The sequence below is a fragment of the Paenibacillus sp. Negev47 genome (assembly GCF_058313655.1).
Window position 1 is genome coordinate 3,639,334 of record NZ_CM177754.1, and the last position, 13,955, is coordinate 3,653,288.

Consider the following 13,955-nt stretch of genomic DNA (forward strand, 5'->3'; position numbering starts at 1 on the left):
CTTCTATCGTTGTCATGTAAAGCTAACAGACAAAACCGCAGGTCTAATGCCCTGCGGTTTTCGCGATGCCTGTCGTACCTCTCGCTATCACAATGCTTCCTATTTAGCGCACCAGAAGAGAGTCCCGGTACTCCTGAGGCGTCATGCCCGTTATTTTCTTGAACAGTCGGGTAAACGAATGCGCTGCCTCATACCCCACTTGAAGTGCAATCTCGCGCACCATGAGATCTGTATTCTGAAGCAATTCTTTGGCCCTCCTGATCCGGCAGTCGTCAATGAACTCAGACAAGTTAATGCCCATTTCCTGTTTGAAGAATCGCGAAAGATAAGACGGATTAAAATGATGAAGTTCAGCCAATCTCACCAATGATAGATCTTTCTCAAGGTTATCCTTGACGTAATTGCATAAAGAGTGAATGACAACGTTAGCACGTTCTTGTTCATTTGATCGCTTGAATCGGACTAACTCATCGGCAGCACGGTATAGATATTGCACGGCATCCTTCATACAGGTATACTCCCCCAAATGAAGCAAGCTTCGATGTTCCGGGATTTTCTGTTGAAGACTCCAACGATTAATGGTCGAATGCAGTAACAATGCGAGGTTGTAGTATGTCTCCATTGCACGTTCCATCGTTATATCTTGTTGCAACAATTCACCTGCAAGCTCCTCAAATATGTCGTAGAATGGCTGAATTCTTCCTGTCTCCAAGTAACCTGACATGATCTCGATCCGACTGGAAATCCGCATGGATTCTTTGGGTGCACCTGCCGAAAGATCATCCTTATGATCCGTGAGTACCATGGATACCCCATCTCCGACTTTCATCCATTGAAGCAATCTCAACCGTTCATATTGTTTTGTTATCTCGGACCAATGACAGCTCAGCCCACTTAATGTAAACGCGATGGATACGTCAAGTGAAACCATGCAAGCTTCCTGCACAAGTTCCAATGTACCCTCAAGAAATCGTACGATCTTGCGGTTCTCCATCTCCTCCTGCTTCGGCTGAAGCAGCCAGACCACATCACCGTAATGATCTGTTACACTAGCGTACCCCATTCGCTCATGCATCAAAGATGAGCCGATAATGCGTACAGATTCCTGGGCTTGTGTGGGCTCCGAACCTGCTCCTGACGAATTATTGAACCGACCCAATATGAGATAAACGGGTGTGTCGAACCGCAAATCTATCTCTCGTTTGGACAATTCATCTTGCATCTCGACTGGACCAGATATGATTGCTGTACAATCCTGAAGTAATTTCCTCAAATACGACTCTTGCTGAATCACTGCAAGTTGAGAATTGAATTCACGCGATTGTTCCAATATTTCAAGCATGCTGTGACTCTGCCGGATCTCTTCCATCACATCTTCGACAACTCCCATCACCTTGTCATAACCTTCCGTTTTGAGCAGGTAACGCACATTGCGCATTTGAAAAGCCCGGTAGGCATAATCAAAATCACTATGTCCTGTCAAAAAAATGGTCCGACAATTCGGCCAACTGCTCTGAATCCGCTCTGTCAGCTCCAGACCACTCATACCCGGCATACGAATGTCCGTTAGAACGATGTCTATTCTTGATCGTTGCATCCAGGATAGAGCTTCTGTCGCGGAATAGGCCTTGCATACGTCAAGCCGGTCAGGCATATGCCTGGCGAACGTTTCATAGAGACTGTCCGTAATGATCTCCTCGTCATCCACAATTAAAAGTCGATACATTCGCTTTCCCCTTCCTTCCACTGGATTCGAATTGTGACTTTCAATCCTTGCAGCTCACTTCTGGATAGGAAAAGCCCGCTTCCTTCTCCATATGTCAGAACCAGACGTCGGTGAATGTTCATCAATCCCGTCATTTCATCCGTGCCTCCGTCCATGTGTAAACGTTGCTGAAGAACATGGATGTGGCTTTCTTCCAAATCATTACCATTGTCCTCCACTGTAATCTCTGCATATGGAGCTTCCATATGAAACCCGATAATCAGAAGGCCAGGAAACGTATTCTTTTCAAGACTGTGCTCATAGGCATTCTCAATAATCGGTTGAATGATGAGTCTGGGCACCTCAATATGTTCCATTTGCACTGGAAGTGGCCCGAAATCGACTTTGATTCGTCTGGAGAATCGCAACTGTTGGATCTCTGTATAGATTCGTGAATGCTCAACTTCCTCTTTTAACTTGACGTGATCTGTTTCATTTCGGGTAATGAACCTGAAATATTCACCAAGCATATTAGTGAACTGTTCAATACGTTCTGTCTCCCCTGTTCTGGCGAGCGAATTCAAAATAAAAAAACTATTGTACAGGAAATGAGGGTTGATTTGAGATTGGAGCTGTTTCAATTCGGCTCGCTGCATCATCATTGTTTTTTTGAAATCTCGGTCGATCAGGGATTGAAGATTTTCAATCATTTGATTGAAACGGGTGTATAGGAAGCCAAACTCATCCTTTCGATTGTGCGCGATGGGGACATCAAGCACGCCGCCCTCCATTTTTTTGAATCTTTTCACTAACAATAGTAATGGAATGTGAATCAGTTTGTAGCTTGAATAGAGATACGCCGTGATGGCGACAAATGAAGTCATTGCAAAAAGCCAAGCCCAGTGATAGAACTTGCTAAGTGGCCTGGTTACTATTTCTTCGGGCAAATATGTAGCTACGGACAATCCCAGCGAGTCCATATGTAACTGACTAACGTGATACAACGTGCCCCCCACCTTCAACCGAAAACCATCAAGTGCACCTTGTGCACTATGCTCACGGTAATTCGCGAGAATAATACTGCTTTGTTGCTTATCTGTGATGGCATACCCTGTTCGGTCCTCAATCAGAAAAGTGGAACTCTCCGGGTACAAATTAAGCCGAGTGAGTTCATTCTGAAAGTGCTCTGTATCCAGCTCCACTTGAATGACAAATAGCGGTGCTTCCCCTCTCGTACCTGTCAGCCGGACGGCACTCATGTTCATGGTGTTCTCTTTCACGGTAAAATGTGTACCTTTTCCTTGCATGCCTGAACTAAAGTATAGATATGAACTCTCATCGAAATCATCGATGCCTTGGGTCGCGGAAATACTTTTGCCGACGGTAGGGATATGTACATGGACGTTTTTGATGTAAGCCGTGCTGTTCTTAAATGACGCGAGCCGTTCAGTCAGATAATTCAACGTATCCCGTCGCTCAACCTGATCCATCATGTTCCATAGAATCGCCAATCGATTCAGTTTACGATCCTCGACGATATCAAACTGCTGTAGCTCCATCCATTCCATTTCCCTATTCAGTTCCACTACATATTGGTTCAAACGTCTCTCCGTTGACAAGGATATTTCCTGGCTTGCATTGTCATAACTCCAATGATACAGATACACGCCAAGAAGAATAAGGGGAAGCACGAAGACCAGATAGGTGAATATCAATCGCACAAATATACTGTTAAACCATGATTTAGCAGGAATCTTGATCAATGCTTCCACCTCCAATGCCAAAGGCTGGATTAGTTCCTTGTATGCGTACAGTAGTAAGTGTGAACATTATTGCTCCTTTGGCTTGTTGGTTCGGAACCACGCGTTAACTTCCGATGTGATCTGATCTCCGCCCAGCTTGCGCCAGTTCTCTACAAATCGATCAAACTCATCTATTGGCCTACCCAGAATAATGTTCATATAGGCTTCAAGCTGGAGATCCCGCAGAATAATCTGCCGGTCCACCATGGTGTCCGTAATTCCGCCCGTGAACTGGTCATAGAGAAGTTGACCGTTCTTCTCGTATGAATCTGCAATGCTAAAAGCACCCGAAGGTCCGTAGGTTTGATTCCAACCCCAGCCACTCTTCACACCATCCCTATCGTAGGCAACAATTCGTTTGTGAATCGCAAGGGCTTCATTCTGCAGAGCCGAGTAATCTCCTGAACTCCTGGCATCACGAATTTCCTTGTAGGCATCTATATTTTTGTTACCGGGAAAAGGAGTAACGGGTGAGAGCATCCACACCGCTCGGGAATCGTCATTGTAATATGTTTCGTACTGTGCCTGATCCCCCCAATTGGTTTCCAGATGCAGATTCATGAGCTTCACGACAACCTCAGGATTAGAAAACCCTTTTTTTACAGCAAAGTATTGGCCTGTGTTCGAACGGAGGGGTACAAATAGATCCCTGCCTGACTTCGCAACAATAGGATATGCCTGCCATTCTATATCTGTATCTGTATCCCGGGTGGTCTGAAGCATAAAGGATGTCCACTGCTCGCCGTAGAGCATTCCTATTTTTCCATCCTGAACCAGACGAAACGCCTTACTCCCACTTTTGTAACCAAAATCCGGATCCAATTGCCCGTCAAGATACATGGTTTGCAGTACTTGCAGAGCCTCGCGAACTTCAGGTTGTATCCCCCCATAAGTAAGATTGCCTTCTGCATCTTTGACCCATATATTGGGGAATGCGCCGTATCCGGACATCAAGCCTGCTGCTCCCATGGCGGGATCCCATAGATGGTTCGTTAGCGCCAGTCCGTATGTATCCTGTTCTCCGTTCCCGTCAGGATCTCTTTCTGTAAACGCTTTCGATATTAGCAGAACGTCTTCCAGCGTTTTGGGTGATTGCAGCCCCAGATGCTCCAGCCAATCGGTTCTAATCCACAGATACTGCGCTGTCTCAATGGAGGAAGATGATTCGGGAATCGCCATAAGTTTGCCGTCAATGGTCGCTGCGTCGAATGCGCCTCTTCCCTCCGCCTCCAATATTCTCTTCGTAAGTGGAGAAGCATGCTCTTGGTATACATCCGTTAAATCTTCAATCACTCCAGCATTGCTCAGTTGTCTAAGTTGGTATGGATTCACTTTGACCACGTCCGGGAAACGTCCTGCAGCAAGAGATACGCCAAGCTTCTGACTGTACACATCTCCGTTCGCAATCCAATCATAGTGAATATGAATACCCAGCTCGGTCTCGTACAAACGAGTCCAGCGATTATCCAGTATTGTCTCACCTGGCAACTGACCAATCATTCGCTCAAGGTCATCTCCGGTTTCCCTGACAAAAGAGACCTCTATGGGCGGAGAGTATCTCCCAAACGTAGAGGGAGGTTGCATCTGCTCGCCATCCAGTTGCGAATGATGTTGATCAGAATTCCCTTCGGTGTGGCCTGCTGGTATGCACACGGCAAGGAACAGAATGAACGTCCATCTTGATATGTCCAACCATCTCTTATACATGACGACATGCCCCCAATTCGGTGTGAACAACTCTCTTCTCTCTGTCAGCTTGAATCCATATCATTGTACAACAACTTGTACCCACTGAATACGAAAAGCCGCCGTTGGGCGGCCTTTATGGATTTTCCTTGATCTCATCAGGGTTGATTACGTGATAGTCAAAACTGAAAAAGTCAGCTGTTCCTCCAACCATTTGGGTCGAATATACAAATAAACCAACCCGGCATCCCATAAAATGATCCAGTTTGTATATCATTTTATGGTGAATCCCTAGATCTCTCCACTTCATCCCATCAAAATAGGCAAAAGAGCACTCATCCAGATTGTTTTCAAAATTTCCGAATGCTTTCAACTTAACGATTGGATCGGAGACTGTAATACGTGCATGTTCAGTCGCTGGCTGCTGATCGATCAGGTTGCCAAATATCGTTGGATCCTCACTATCTCTGGCATGCATGACCAGGAAAAACGAGCCTTGCTCTCTCGTAAGAGCGATCATGCCATACGAACCGATTAGAAAGCACAACCCTGCATAATCTCCATCTTTTAGGGAAGTGCCATCGAGTGTGACCGTCGCTTCACAAGCAGGCCCCATTGAACGCTGGGTTAGTGTGTTTACGGCAAACGTCAGATTTGGACTGATCTGTCCAGTTCGAACACGATAAACCCCCGGTTTTTCTGTAACGGACCAGAGTTCATGATGAGGTGTATGATTCCATTGCCAGAAATCACGAAGGCGTATTCGTCCATCTTCTTCGACTTCATAATCGAAACGGTCGCTCCCGACCAATGGATTATAACGGTACTCTGGTCTGGTACTCGGGATGTTAATCTGTTTCGGAGCTTTGCTTGCAAACACCGGGATATCTTGATCAAAATGTAGCGGAACCAGTACAGGGATACGGCCAACGGCCCCATGATCCTGAAACAGCATCGCGTACCAGTCACCATCCGGCGTATCCACAATGCCGCCCTGAGCAACGCCTGAATTGAAATAATTCATGTCGTCATTGAATACTTCTCCACCAGCGAAAACACCTTCCAGAGAGTCAGCCATATAATACGCCTGTGTTCTACGTCCGGAAGCTTTCGTGATGTGAATCAGGAAAACGATATATTTCCCGTTGATCTTGTAGAAATGTGCTCCTTCATAACCAAGGTGATAAGGCTGCTGTTCTTTTACAATCAAGCGATGTACTCCACCAGGTTTGGGACCGGACAGGTCAGAGCTTAATTCGGTCAGATAGATCTCGGCATTACCGTGCACGAGATATACCCGTTCATCATCGTCGAAGAATAAGGAGCAATCATGGTAGAACCCTTCCACTAGCTGCTTCTTCCACACTCCTGAGATGGATGTGGACGTGTACAAGTATGTTTTACGGGTATCATTCGCGACAAAGATTACATAGAACACCCCTTGATGATAACGAAGAGAGGCGGCCCACATGCCTTTGCTATAAATGTGCTGACCATCCACTAGCCGTTGGGCTGGAGTATCGTCCAATGTGTCGTACACATAGGTAGCTACTTCCCATTGAATCAGGTCATATGAACGGAGAATGACACATCCTGGCATCATATGCATGGTTGTGCTGACCATATAATACGTGTCCTCTACACGAATGACGTCAAGATCCGGGTAATCGGCCCAAATAATTGGATTTGGATACATGCTTCATTTACACCTCATCTTTTCTGTTAAACTTCCATTCTCTTAAAAGGATGTTTGAGCTGTCTGTTGAGCCTTTAAGCATAATATACAAGGTATGAACACCTTGCGCACCCGTAATTTCGGTTGTTCGTTCCATCCAGTGAAGTGATCCAGTCGTGGACGAAACAATCATTTCTCCAATTAACGGTCCGTCTGTACGATCAAGCCGAAGTTCCAACGTACCTTCTGTACCTTGATTCGCAAGAATAGCTTTGAATATTTCAGGTCCTTCACGATCAAAATCGACGTTCGATATTGCAATCCAGCTGTCGCTCTTCAGCTTGGCTGAAATCACATTCGATTCTGATGCTGACACCTCAGCAGACAGCTCAACAGCGTCGTGATATTGTTCTGTTGATACGCCACTACTACTCCATCCAATCGTTGAACCAGTTACCCGTTGATAGGGATCAAAGCACTTGATTTGATCTACGCCCTGATAATCTGCATGTACCTCCTTGATCCGACCAGAGGCCTCATCATGTTCGACTCGATTCAGATGCGTTGAGCGGTAACCTTCAGGAATATTCATGGCCTGGCATAACGTCTGAGCATGATAGGCAATGTACCACTGATCGGCCAGTTGGAATATAGCATGATGGTTATTACCTCCAATATCAAAGAAGTGTCCAGGATTCTGGAGCAACGTTCCCTGATATGTCCATGGCCCCATTGGCTGAACGCTGGTCATATATGCAATTTCTCCAGCCGGTGGACTGCCTTCTGGCCGATCACCCTCGTCAAAATTGGAGCAATACGTATAGTAGTAAATATGATTATATTTATGTATTCCTGAATCCTCAAACATATATGGCGCCGGGATGACCTTCGCATTGCCAACGACGCTGATCATATCGTCTCCCAATCGCATAACTCTTGCCGTATCCGGTTTCTCGGCTTTCCCTTCGGGTATACCGCCTCCAAAATAGAGATAGGCTTGATGATCGTCATCTAAGAACACAGCAGGATCGAATAGCCAAGTTACTTCTTCTACTCCCGGAGTCTCTCTTGTAACAAGTGCTTTTCCTATTGGATCTATCCATGGACCTACAGGTGTTGGTGCCGATAATACACCTATTCCACTGGCATTGTTTGCGAAATAAAGAAAGAAGCAATCTTCGCCTTCTATTATTCGATGAGCAGCTGCCGGAGCCCAGGATTGCGAAGCCCATTTCGCTGCCCCCTGAGGTCCAGCAACTCTGATCTCACCATGATCGGTCCAGTTAATCAAGTCATCTGAAGAGATCACTGTGATCCGGTTGATTGAACTATAGCTGTTTTTCTGAGGAATACCGTCCTTACCATATTCGAGCTTATCACTAGTCATATATAAGTAGACTCGATTGTTAAATACCAAAGCATAGGGATCGGCTCCAAACTTGTGGGCAATCAGAGGATTTCCGTTGGGACGAAGCTTCCCAATCTCCTTTGTAAAATTCTCCAGTTTGGCAGACTGGACTGGGTTTTGCTCACCAGCTTGTGATGTAGAATGATGATTCATCGAAAGAATTCCCCCTATAATCGTTATTAGTTATCTTTTTGTGCGAAAGCGTTTGCAATACAAAGGATACCATGATAGGATGATTACATTTTAAGGTAAGCTGAGTACAATTTCATTGCGTTATCCGCTCTATTTATTGCGTGAAATGACGGGAGGTGCTTCATGAGTGGGTCCTCTGAGTATTTTTATGATCCCATCCAGCCAGAACTTTTGTACTTGCATCGAGTAACGACGTATAAGCTGGAAACGATCTATCATCGCCATAATGCATACGAGATCTACCTGTTTCTTCGTGGCAATGTTCACTTTTATGTAGAAAATCGATGTTACCATGTGCAGCCGGGAGATCTACTTGTGATGTCACCTGCAGAGATGCATCGAGCCTTTATTTTGGATGAATCTGAATATGAGCGAATTACAATTAATCTTAAAAAAACGTACCTTCATCAGTTGTCTACTACATCAACCAACCTGTCGTCTTGTTTTGATCATCGTTCAAAAGGAACAGGCAACATCGTTCACCTCGACGATCGTAGTCTGAAGCAGATATTGCAATGGACGAGCGAGCTGGAAGGATTACTTGCTTCCGATGCTTATGGCGCGGATATCAAAATGAATGCAGTGATAGCCCAATTGCTGGTCATGATTAACGTCTGTTTTCACAACAATTCCTTTGTTCCTCATGACATTATGCCTGAACTGGTACGTGAGACTATGGATTATATTGAGACACATCTGAATGAAGATATTACACTTCGCAAACTTGCGGAAGCCTTCTATATGAACAGTACTTATATCAGCCGCCAGTTTAAAAAGCATACCGGATTGACGATCAGGTCCTACATCTTGGGTCGTCGGATTGAACGGGCCAAATTCCACCTGTCTGAAGGAATGAGTATTACGGATGCTTGCTTTCAATCGGGCTTTAGTGACTATGCCAACTTTATTCGGAGTTTTACCAAAATGGTCGGCATCTCTCCAGGCAAATATAGCAAACAACGACGTGACGCCATTGAACTGTTATCATGATAATAACAAGCTAATGTATTGAAAAAGCCAAAAACATCAAGCCATGCAGGATGGCTCGATGTTTTTTATTGCGATCATAACCGCCAGTTAATTGATCTCTTTTCCCGTCCACAATCGAACGCGATCCTTAATCCATTCCGTATACTGTTGTTCCATGGCTACCGCACCTGCAGCGTCCAATTCAGCAATCATATTGTCATATATGCCTTCAAACGCACTTGGAGAGGATGTAATCGCTTCGGCGATCCGTTTCTGAATAATATCCTGCGTTTTCTGATACACCACATTATAATCCCCGCTATCAGACGGAATCGGCATGTTGTAAGCCGCGCCCCACTCTTTCACCGGGAACTCTTCTTCAGAAGGGAACAAATCTTTCCAGGTTGTGATGCCATATCCTTTCAGCGCTTCTTTTTCCTCCTCGGAATAACTTTGCTGAATCTGTTCAGGATAATTCGTCGTGTAATAATTGTCCGTTGAATCTTTAACACCATCCCCGTAATGGGCACCAAAAATGTAGTACAAGCCTACACCGGTTTCTTTGGTAAACGTGTTATTGTCTTTGTTTTTACGTTCCTGCACATCTGCCGGAATGGTGCGAACACCGTCTTCCACGTTGTAGTGTTCCCCTTCAACGCCCCAGTTTCTCAATACTTGTCCTTCTTCAGAAGACATCCAGTCCAAAAATTTGATGGCTCGAACAGGATCTTCACAATCGACCGTTATCCCGATGCCATAGCCGTCAAAGCCGATATTCTGAAAGTCTTTGCGCTGAAAACTATCGTCTAGTGTTACCGGATAGAATCCGTAGGTCATGTCGTCTTTCCCTGCACTTTTCAGCGCATTTTCCGCATCACTGAATCCCCAGTTCGGATCAAGCAACGAAAGCACGCGTCCGCTGGCGATTTTGGACTTATACTGATCATCTTTTTGAACAAAACTGTCTTTGTCCAGTAAGCCTTCATTGTACATCTTGTTTAACCAGCGGAAATATTCCTTTTCCTCTGGGCGTTTGTAATGCAGAACGGCTTCATATGTGTCTGGATCGATGAAATACTCGCCATCTCCCGGGCCACCCGTTGACATTGCAGCGGGGTCAGTCACCGTAATCATGCGTCTCCAGCCATCCGCACTAAGCGTTAGTGGAATCGTTGGCTGCCCATCGTCTGTTGTCGGATGCTTCTCGTAAAAGTCACGTAGTACGTTTTCGAAATCGTTTAAGGTTTTGATCTCAGGATACCCGAGTTCCTTGACTACACGATGTTGAATGGCTGCACCATTCGTAGCGTCAAAGCTGACCTGATCGATCGCACCGTTCGTCGGAATCCAATATATTGAAGGGTCATCATTGCTGTATTTCAACCGATTAAAATGCTCTCCGTAAATCTTTTTCAAATTGGGCGCGTGTTCTTCGATCAGATCCGTCAAATCTACCATCGCACCGGCATCTACGAGTCGGGTCAAATTGCCTTTGGGGAAGATCAGATCCGGATAATCGCCACTGGCAGCCATCAGGGAAATGCGGTCATTACCTCCTCCGCTCGAAATATCAAATTCTGCATTAATGCTGACACCGGTTTCTTCCGTAATTTTTTTCCCTACGGCATCCTGCATTTTGTTCCAATTGGGACTTGCATCTGCTCCAAAGAAAGTAAACGAGATCGGGCTGTTCGGATCACTGCTATTCGACTCGGCATTCTCTGCAGCATTTCCACAACCGGCGGAAACCAGCACAACACTTGTTACAAGGCATGCTCCTAGCAATTTTGAAACGGCTCTCATTATTTCTCTGCCCCCTAGATGGTGTTAGTCGTGATAAATAATCCAGACATTACGATAATTCGTTTCGGAATAGTATGCGCTTACATAATTGAGCGTTAATAAACGATTAAAATCCTGCATATCCTATTCCATGCTTAAAGTATAGGGAAGTCTTTTAACCCGAACCTTGATTATTAAGCCATGTAAATAGCATGATCTAGACATGATCCACAATCAACTGAGAAGACCAAAAAAGCGATGGTTGCCCATCGCCTCATAACGCCAATATTACATTTCAATAATATAATTCCAACGTAAATCCTTGGATCTCGCCTTCCACATCCCGCATCAATTCGATGACTTGGTCAGCGTAATCTCCAAGAATTTCTTTGCTTTTCTCGAATCCAAGCCATTGAACAGTAAGCGGCATGCTTACAGCTCCAGTCAAGACATCCCATAATGCGTCCAAATTGGCTCCATAGCTCTCGTCTAACTCAAGCTGTTTCTGGAGCACTTGATGCAACTCTTCCTTGGTGTGAGTGTGGTTTCCGTCAATCTGAATGATGCTCATATCATTCCTCCGTTTGTTTGATCTGTTCAAATGACTTGTAATGATCTGTCGTCTGGTAGATTAGGCCATCATTCGAGTATAGAATTCGGTCGCTTCCGCGCCGTCCTCCTGAATAATGTATATCAGCTTCGTACCATATCCGACCTTTTTTGTTAGGTAATAACCCTTCCCGGTTCCTAAATACATCGCCGCCGATGCTTTTGCCAGGAGCTACTTCATGCAGATTCCCTTCACTTGGTACCCAGCCCAATTCTCTGGCCTCTTTCTTGGTCATGTAATTTGGTGGGAGTTCATTGTGCTCCGAGATATACTTGGCAACCTCATCAAATCCCATTTCCTCCGAAACTTGAGGAGAGCCGGTATCAAACAAAGACTGTGAAGTACAACCCGAGAACATTAATGCGGCAATGATGATAAATAAAGTGTAAGCCATTTTTCTGAAAAACATAATCTTTTCTCCTTTTGCTGTTCTTGCTGCTATTCGTATTGTCGACACCTCTAACCATGAACAATGACTCTAATGTTAACGACTTGTGGTCATTAAATCAATTCTGTTGAGACAAAAAAAGCCGCTATTTTAGCGACTTTATTTCCGATGATAACCGATCATAGCTAAGCATAAGATTAATCCAATACATTAATTCAGTGTATCTAGCCATCTTTCCAATGCTACAACAACCTCTTCCAACTGTTTTTCTTCCGTAATTGCAGGCTGATTATCTCCTTTTTGCATGCCGTATGAGCCAAATTGACCGTGATTTCCACCCTCAATACTCACATATGTCGTGTCTTCCGGCAGATTTGCTTTGGAGTTCTCCCAGTCTTCCCTGTTAAGCACTCCGTCATCCGAGCCTGTAATCTGTAAGATAGACAAGTCCGTATTCTTCAAGCTACCGCCTTCATCTGCATAGGATGCCAGGAAAAAGACGCCTTTCAACTTCTCCGTGTGCTCGGCAGCATATCGTGATGCAAATGATCCTCCTAGTGAATGCCCGCCAATAACAAATGATTCATCAGGATGTTCCTCGATAAAAGAATCAGCCTTATTCTGACCGAAAATGGCCAAGTTTATTGGCATCTTCGCGATGTATACGCGGTGACCCTCTTCTGCCAGTTCTCTGGCAAGTGGAGAATAGCTTTCAGGTTCGACTAGACCGCCGGGATAGAAAATAATATTCGGCTTTGTTACCTCTGTACCCACGGGTTCAAACCGGTAACCGTCCTTAATCTCGGTAACATTAACCGGACCATCACTTGTAAACGTCGCTTCTGCTCGCTCAGACGGACTATACGTGACTGATTGAAGATATACGAAAACTCCGGCCACGATGATAATGATGGCCAAAATAGTCCACATGATTATCTTTTTCCATTTGTTTGTACGTTGTGCTGTTTTCAACTCTAAAACCACCTTGTCATGAGGATAATGTTTATGTTTTTTCAACCCTCAATAATTATACTTACCGGTAAGTATAATTACAAGATGATTTTGCTTACTATCGTTATTTGTCATAAAATATTCATGGAGGGAAGTCCAATGACAGAAAAATCAACGAAACGTTTACCTGGAAGACCCAAACATGCAGACGAAGATATCTCTATTCAACAAACCATCATTCAAACGGCTTCAAAGCTATTCATGGAGTACGGATACGAAACGGTCACACTTCAGCAAATTGGAAAAAGTTGTAGCGTATCCAAACCGACCATCTATTATCATTTCACCAGCAAACCAGAGCTTTTCAAGGTTGCTTTTACAACCATGTTACAGAATGTTAGCCGTTTAACCTCGCATATGCTTGATCAAGCTGAAGATCTGGAATCAGGACTTGTATGTTTGGCTGAGGCCAGATTGGGAAATCCACATGCGGAGATTGAAACGATGCTCAGAGAGGCTGAGCCTTTTCTTGACCACGCTCAGATTCAGGACATACGTGCAGCGGAGCATGGTATTCACGAAGTGTTAGCCACCCATTTCCAGCGGGCAATGGATCAAAACAGACTGCAGACGGATGATCCGTTTTTCCTGGCAGAGACCTTCTCCACCATGATGCTCATGGGGAATCGGGAAGATAACCTGCACAAATATGGTTCCAATCTTTCATTAGGAAAAAAACTAGTAGATCTCTTCCTTCGTGGGGCGCAGTAAAAATTCAGGGTAACAA

At 44.8% G+C, this 13,955-nt stretch carries 11 protein-coding genes; 2 read left to right on the forward strand and 9 right to left on the reverse strand.

Features of this window, described 5'->3' with window-relative positions; translation table 11 throughout:
* Positions 1-103: 103 nt before the first annotated feature.
* The 5 genes from AC4G47_RS16260 to AC4G47_RS16280 form a co-directional block, all read right to left on the reverse strand.
* On the reverse strand, positions 104-1,726 hold the full coding sequence (locus tag AC4G47_RS16260) for a helix-turn-helix domain-containing protein (protein ID WP_491101822.1): 1,623 nt from the start codon (positions 1,724-1,726) through the stop codon (positions 104-106).
* Positions 1,711-3,468 carry a sensor histidine kinase gene (locus AC4G47_RS16265; RefSeq protein WP_491101823.1) on the reverse strand — a complete coding sequence of 586 codons (1,758 nt, stop codon included), beginning with the start codon at positions 3,466-3,468 and terminating at the stop codon, positions 1,711-1,713. The genes AC4G47_RS16260 and AC4G47_RS16265 overlap by 16 nt, the downstream gene beginning before the upstream one ends.
* A gap of 66 nt (positions 3,469-3,534) precedes the next feature.
* A complete protein-coding gene (locus AC4G47_RS16270) occupies positions 3,535-5,214 on the reverse strand; it encodes an extracellular solute-binding protein (RefSeq protein ID WP_491101824.1) in 1,680 nt (559 codons plus the stop codon).
* Positions 5,215-5,329: 115 nt separating this feature from the next.
* Positions 5,330-6,889: a glycoside hydrolase family 43 protein gene (locus AC4G47_RS16275; protein WP_491101825.1), complete on the reverse strand. Its 1,560-nt coding sequence runs from the start codon at positions 6,887-6,889 to the stop codon at positions 5,330-5,332.
* Between the two features lie 7 nt (positions 6,890-6,896).
* Positions 6,897-8,429 (reverse strand): glycoside hydrolase family 43 protein, encoded by a 1,533-nt coding sequence (locus AC4G47_RS16280; protein ID WP_491101826.1) that lies wholly within the window; start codon positions 8,427-8,429, stop codon positions 6,897-6,899.
* 162 nt (positions 8,430-8,591) lie between these two features.
* On the opposite strand from AC4G47_RS16280, the gene AC4G47_RS16285 reads away from it, so the two are divergent.
* Entirely contained in the window at positions 8,592-9,458 is an 867-nt protein-coding gene (locus AC4G47_RS16285; protein WP_491101827.1) for a helix-turn-helix domain-containing protein, read from the forward strand.
* 87 nt (positions 9,459-9,545) lie between these two features.
* Here AC4G47_RS16285 and AC4G47_RS16290 read toward each other — a convergent pair whose 3' ends face one another.
* From AC4G47_RS16290 to AC4G47_RS16305, 4 genes are all read right to left on the reverse strand, one after another.
* A complete protein-coding gene (locus AC4G47_RS16290) occupies positions 9,546-11,240 on the reverse strand; it encodes an ABC transporter substrate-binding protein (RefSeq protein WP_491101828.1) in 1,695 nt (564 codons plus the stop codon).
* A gap of 274 nt (positions 11,241-11,514) precedes the next feature.
* Complete coding sequence (locus AC4G47_RS16295; RefSeq protein WP_145325942.1) at positions 11,515-11,790, reverse strand: barstar family protein; 276 nt, start codon at positions 11,788-11,790, stop codon at positions 11,515-11,517.
* Position 11,791: 1 nt separating this feature from the next.
* The gene (locus AC4G47_RS16300; protein ID WP_491101829.1) at positions 11,792-12,238 is read right to left on the reverse strand and encodes a ribonuclease domain-containing protein; all 447 of its coding nucleotides are present in this window, start codon (positions 12,236-12,238) and stop codon (positions 11,792-11,794) included.
* 189 nt (positions 12,239-12,427) lie between these two features.
* Complete coding sequence (locus AC4G47_RS16305) at positions 12,428-13,189, reverse strand: alpha/beta hydrolase (protein WP_491101830.1); 762 nt, start codon at positions 13,187-13,189, stop codon at positions 12,428-12,430.
* A gap of 138 nt (positions 13,190-13,327) precedes the next feature.
* On the opposite strand from AC4G47_RS16305, the gene AC4G47_RS16310 reads away from it, so the two are divergent.
* Complete coding sequence (locus AC4G47_RS16310) at positions 13,328-13,939, forward strand: TetR/AcrR family transcriptional regulator (RefSeq protein WP_491101831.1); 612 nt, start codon at positions 13,328-13,330, stop codon at positions 13,937-13,939.
* Positions 13,940-13,955: the final 16 nt, after the last annotated feature.

Coding starts and splice junctions, on each gene's coding strand:
- AC4G47_RS16290 (WP_491101828.1), bottom strand. CDS start 11,240: ATGAGAGCCGTTTCAAAATTGCTAGGAGCATGCCTTGTAACAAGTGTT.
- AC4G47_RS16310 (WP_491101831.1), top strand. CDS start 13,328: ATGACAGAAAAATCAACGAAACGTTTACCTGGAAGACCCAAACATGCA.
- AC4G47_RS16280 (WP_491101826.1), bottom strand. CDS start 8,429: ATGAATCATCATTCTACATCACAAGCTGGTGAGCAAAACCCAGTCCAG.
- AC4G47_RS16270 (WP_491101824.1), bottom strand. CDS start 5,214: ATGTATAAGAGATGGTTGGACATATCAAGATGGACGTTCATTCTGTTC.
- AC4G47_RS16300 (WP_491101829.1), bottom strand. CDS start 12,238: ATGTTTTTCAGAAAAATGGCTTACACTTTATTTATCATCATTGCCGCA.
- AC4G47_RS16285 (WP_491101827.1), top strand. CDS start 8,592: ATGAGTGGGTCCTCTGAGTATTTTTATGATCCCATCCAGCCAGAACTT.
- AC4G47_RS16260 (WP_491101822.1), bottom strand. CDS start 1,726: ATGTATCGACTTTTAATTGTGGATGACGAGGAGATCATTACGGACAGT.
- AC4G47_RS16295 (WP_145325942.1), bottom strand. CDS start 11,790: ATGAGCATCATTCAGATTGACGGAAACCACACTCACACCAAGGAAGAG.
- AC4G47_RS16275 (WP_491101825.1), bottom strand. CDS start 6,889: ATGTATCCAAATCCAATTATTTGGGCCGATTACCCGGATCTTGACGTC.